The 4443-nt window shown below is 66.9% G+C and carries 3 protein-coding genes; 1 reads left to right on the top strand and 2 read right to left on the bottom strand.

Going from position 1 to position 4443, the window contains the following annotated elements; all coding sequences use genetic code 11:
* Positions 1 to 1299: HelD family protein (locus U9980_RS21430; RefSeq protein ID WP_416210348.1), on the bottom strand; the 1299-nt coding region annotated here is incomplete at its 3' end.
* 135 nt (positions 1300 to 1434) lie between these two features.
* A complete protein-coding gene (locus tag U9980_RS21425; protein ID WP_322769564.1) occupies positions 1435 to 2868 on the bottom strand; it encodes an ATP-binding protein in 1434 nt (477 codons plus the stop codon).
* Between the two features lie 168 nt (positions 2869 to 3036).
* On the opposite strand from U9980_RS21425, the gene tyrS reads away from it, so the two are divergent.
* Positions 3037 to 4434, top strand: a complete 1398-nt coding sequence (gene tyrS / locus U9980_RS21420; protein ID WP_322769563.1) for a tyrosine--tRNA ligase — start codon at positions 3037 to 3039, stop codon at positions 4432 to 4434.
* Positions 4435 to 4443 lie beyond the last annotated feature (9 nt).

Below are 4443 nucleotides of genomic sequence, written 5' to 3'. Positions count from 1 at the left end.
GCCGTCGTCACGCGCCAGCAGGTTACGTTCGGCGTCGGTCAGCCCCGGGGCCGCGCGAGCGAGCAGCTCCGGTATCGAGAACAGGTCGCGCAACAGCCGCTGCGGCGTCAGCGTCGGCCACAGTTTCTCGACGACGGCCGCTACATCAAGGTTGCCGCGTAGCTCCTTGCGGATGTCATCGACCTCGGCCTCGTCGAACAGATTGGTGCCGTCATGGACGTCGAGTCCGAGCAGATCGGCGAGTTGCCGGGCGAAGGCGTCGACGACCAGCCGGGCGAAGATCGGGCGGGCGGCGTTGTGCAGCAGGCCGCTGCGGCGGGCCCGCTCGCGCGCCCGCAGGCACGTCTGGCGGTCCAGCCGCAGCGGGTGATGGTCGACGACGATCTCCATGACGTCGTCGGGCACTCGCTGTCGATCCCGCACGGCCGCGGCCAGTATCTCCGCCATCATCAGCCGTCCTTTGACCTCGGCGATCTCGGGCGCCTCCGTTCGGCTGGCGCTGATGCCGGGGTAGAGGTCGCCGATGGTCGACAGCAGGACCCCGGTCTCACCGAGCGAGGGCAGCACCTGCCCGATGTACCGCATGAAGGTCGGGTTCGGGCCGACGATCAACACGACCTGCTTGGACAGACGCTCCCGGTAGGTGTAAAGCAGATACGCGGCGCGGTGCAGGGCTACCGCGGACTTGCCGGTGCCCGGTCCACCCTGGACGACCAGGACACCCCGATGATCGGAACGGATGATCCGGTCCTGTTCGCCCTGGATGGTCTCGACGATGTCGCGCATGCGCCCGGTCCGTTCGGCGCCGAGCGCGGCCAGTAGCGCGGCCTCGCCGGTCAGCCCCTGGTGCACGGTGTCACCAGCCGACCCCGTGGCACCCACCACCTCCGCGTCACCGACCGCGTTGAGATCGAACACGTCGTCGGTGAGGCCGACCACCGTGCGCCGGCGGGTTCGGATGTGCCGGCGCCGGCGCACCCCCTGCGGCGAGACGGCCGTGGCGAGGTAGAACGGTCGTGCCACCGGTGCACGCCAGTCAATCAGCACCGGTGTGTAGTCGGTGGTCTCATCCAGAATGCCCATCCGGCCGATGTAGTGGCATTCGGCGTCATGGAGGTCGATCCGGCCGAAACACAGCCCGTTTGCCGCGGCGTCCACCTGGGCGATCCGCCGGGCGTACATGAGGCTCGCCGCGTCCCGTTCACCGCGCGCCTGATGATTGCCGCCGGCCTGCCGCCACGCCCGAGCGAGCTGGTTCGAGGTTTCTTCCCGGATGTCGTCCAGTCGTCCGTACAGCATAGAAATGTAATCCTGCTCGTGCCGCATGTCATCGTTGGACAATCAAAACCCCTTGCCGGTATACCGCCGTCACATCATCGAGATGGCATCAAGTATATCCCACCCGCAGGAAGGCCCGGTGTGATGGGTCCGATATCATTGCCAGGCGCGGATCAGATCGTCCGGCCCCCAATGAGCCGCGAGGGGGACGTTGTCGGCGATGCCGCGGCGAGAGACCGCTATCAGCGGTGTCCCGGGTTCGGCGCCGGGGACGGCGAGCATGTCACGTACGAGGCTGTCGTAGTCACGCCGTCCGAAGGGCTGGTTTTCCAGCCACTTGATGGAACCCAGAAAGTGGACTTTCCCGGCGACGGGTTCGCGGTCGGCGCCGACGATATCGATCTCGGGGTTCTTCTGACGGTTCCACCAGCCGCCGATCGCCTCGGTGTCGGGCCGGTCCTCGTCCGGCAACAGGCGAAGAAGGGCTTCTCGGACGACAGGTTCGACAGCTCGGCCGCGCCAGGTGGTCCACGAGCGTTCGATGCGTCCCAGCACAATGTCACCGCGGCCCCGCTCCACCAGCGGGATGCCACGGGCCAGAAAAGCCAACCAGAACCGAAGGTAGGAGTCCGCGACCCGGTAACGCTTGTTCTTCGTGTCAGGCCGGGTGGAAAGCGGGCTGTCAGCCGCGACAACCTGTTTGTCCAACAGCGTGGTCAGGATGGGGGAAAGCGTGCCCGACGCCAGGGGGTTTGCTCCACCGGCCGCCGTGGCGATGGCGGTGAAACCACGTTCTCCGCTGCCGACGGCCGCCAGTACGGCGCGGGACTGGGAGGCTTCTGGAAACTCGCCGAGCATTGTGAGCTCACCAGCCATGAGCAGCGGGGACAGCGGGTTGGTGAGTGCCTCGCGGAGGTAGTCTTCGCGGCTCATCCCGACCCGCCACGCCGCGACGACCTCCGGAAAGCCGCCAGTGATCAACAGAGCATCCACTGCCTCGTCGGCCGACAATCCGGTGATGGACCCGACGTCGGCCAGATGCAGTGGCCGGACGGTCATTTTCGGTGCCCGGCCGAAGAACGGACGGCCATAGTGTCCCAGCGCCTCCATGACGGACATGTCACGTCCCACGAGGACGAGCAGCACGGGCTTTGCGGACAGCTGGCGGTCCCACACCGTCTGCAGTGCACCCTCGAACTCGCGGTCCTGCTCGACCAGCCACGGCACCTCGTCGATCACCGCGATGCTGGGCGTGGTATCGGGAACGGCGATCGCGAGGGCGCGTAGGGCGTGGTTCCAGTCCGCCGTGCCCATGCCTGCGGCGAGTTCCGCTCCGGGCAGGGTGGACTGGGCCAGCGTCTCACTGAAATCGGCCCGTTCCGCGGCCGGATTGCGACCTCGGGTCGCCTGGAAGATCACGTACGGCGCGCCCGAACGGTCGCAGAACTCCTGCGCCAGCCGGGATTTTCCCACCCGACGTCGTCCGGTCATGATCAGTGCGCGTCCGCGGGTGCCGCCCTGGCCGGTGCTCACCTGCCGTAGCTGCCCACGCAGGAGGTCGATGTCGGACATCCTGCCGCTGAAGCTCACCGCCGTACTCCCCGCCAAACATAGATCTCATCTTACGTTGATCTCGTCTTACGTTGATCGCATCTTACCTGGACCGGAGTTTACGTCGACCAGGGCGACACCGGCGTTCGGAGGCGACCTCGGGTTCTCCATAGGATGACGGTGCCACCCACGCCCCGGAGAGTTCTGATGACCCGATTGAGCCAGTCCGTTGACCGCGTTACCGCCCTGCTGACCGGTGCGGATCTCGCGACCGACGCCACCGTGCGCGAGCTGCTGGAACTGACCACGCAGCGTCGCGGTCTGGACCTGTCGGATCTCGCCCCGGCCGAGCAGGCCGCGCTGGTCGCCGAGCGTTCCCAGGAGCTACAGCCCTCGGTCGCCGCCCTGGCCGAGCGCATCGTCGAAGCCGGGAAGAAGGACCGGCCGTTCATCGCCAAGTTCGGCATCGACCCGACCGGCCGCGACGTCCACCTAGGGCACGCGGTACCGATGCTCATCCTGAGCCGGTTGCAGCGCATGGGCCATCAGGTGGTCTTCATCGTCGGCGACGTGACCGCCACGATCGGTGATCCGTCCGGCCGCTCGGATGAGCGCCCCGAGCTGACCGACGAGGACATCGCCGGCAACCTCGTCACCTACCGTGACCAGGTCAGCCCCTTCTTCGACTTCGAACGCGCCCAGTTCCGCCACAACGGCGACTGGCTGCGTGCGGTCACGCTGCCCGAACTGATCAGAATCACCGCCCAGATCCCGGTCTCGATGCCGCTACAGCGCGAGGACTTCCGCAAGCGGCTGGAGGCCGGCCATGGGTTGTCACTGGCCGAGCTGCTGTACTCCGTGGTCATGGCGCTGGACTCGGTGGAGATCAACAGCGACCTGGAGGTCGGCGGCATCGACCAGTTCCTCAACATGCAGATGTGCCGGCACGTCATGCACATCTGCGGGCAGGTACCGGAGGTGGTGGTCGCCACCTCGCTGATCGAGGGCACCGATGGCACCGGGGCGAAGATGTCCAAGTCAAAGGGCAACTACGTGCCCCTGACCGCTCCCGCCGGTGAGATCTTCGGTAAGATCATGTCGGTGGCCGACCGGCTGGTGGAGCCGTACTTCCAGGCACTGAGCGAGTGGCGCAACGCCGAACTGGCCATCGTCGGCGCACAGCTGGCGGCCGGGTCCCTGCATCCGATGGACCTGAAGAAGATTCTCGCCGGGGAGGTCACCGCGGCCGTCCACGGCGTCGACGCGGCCATGAAGGCACGCGAGGAGTTCGTCGCCCGCTTCTCCAGGCGCGCCTTCGGCGAGGTCGAGGATCTGCCCGTCATCATGGATCTGGGTCAGTCGGTCACCGATGCGGTCAGGGCGCTCGGTTTCGCCAAGAGCAACGGTGACGTCCGTCGGGTCGCCGAGCAGAACGGCCTGCGGCTTGTGGTCGAATCCGACGGCGTCCAGGACCAGATCCCGCTCACCGCCGATGAGGCCCGCGAGCTCCTCGCGGCAGTGGTCACCGACAAGCTCCACGGTCAGACCGGGGAGTACTACCTCAAGGTCGGCCGCAAGCTCGCCCGGATCGTCACCACGTCCTGACCGGCAGCC

This window comes from Protofrankia sp. Cr1 (assembly GCF_963555865.1).
GTDB lineage: Bacteria > Actinomycetota > Actinomycetes > Frankiales > Frankiaceae > Protofrankia.
This window is presented reverse-complemented; position numbering and strand designations above follow the sequence as displayed.

What these genes read in the sequence shown, in the direction of transcription:
- tyrS (WP_322769563.1), top strand. Translation starts at nt 3,037, where the DNA reads ATGACCCGATTGAGCCAGTCCGTTGACCGCGTTACCGCCCTGCTGACC.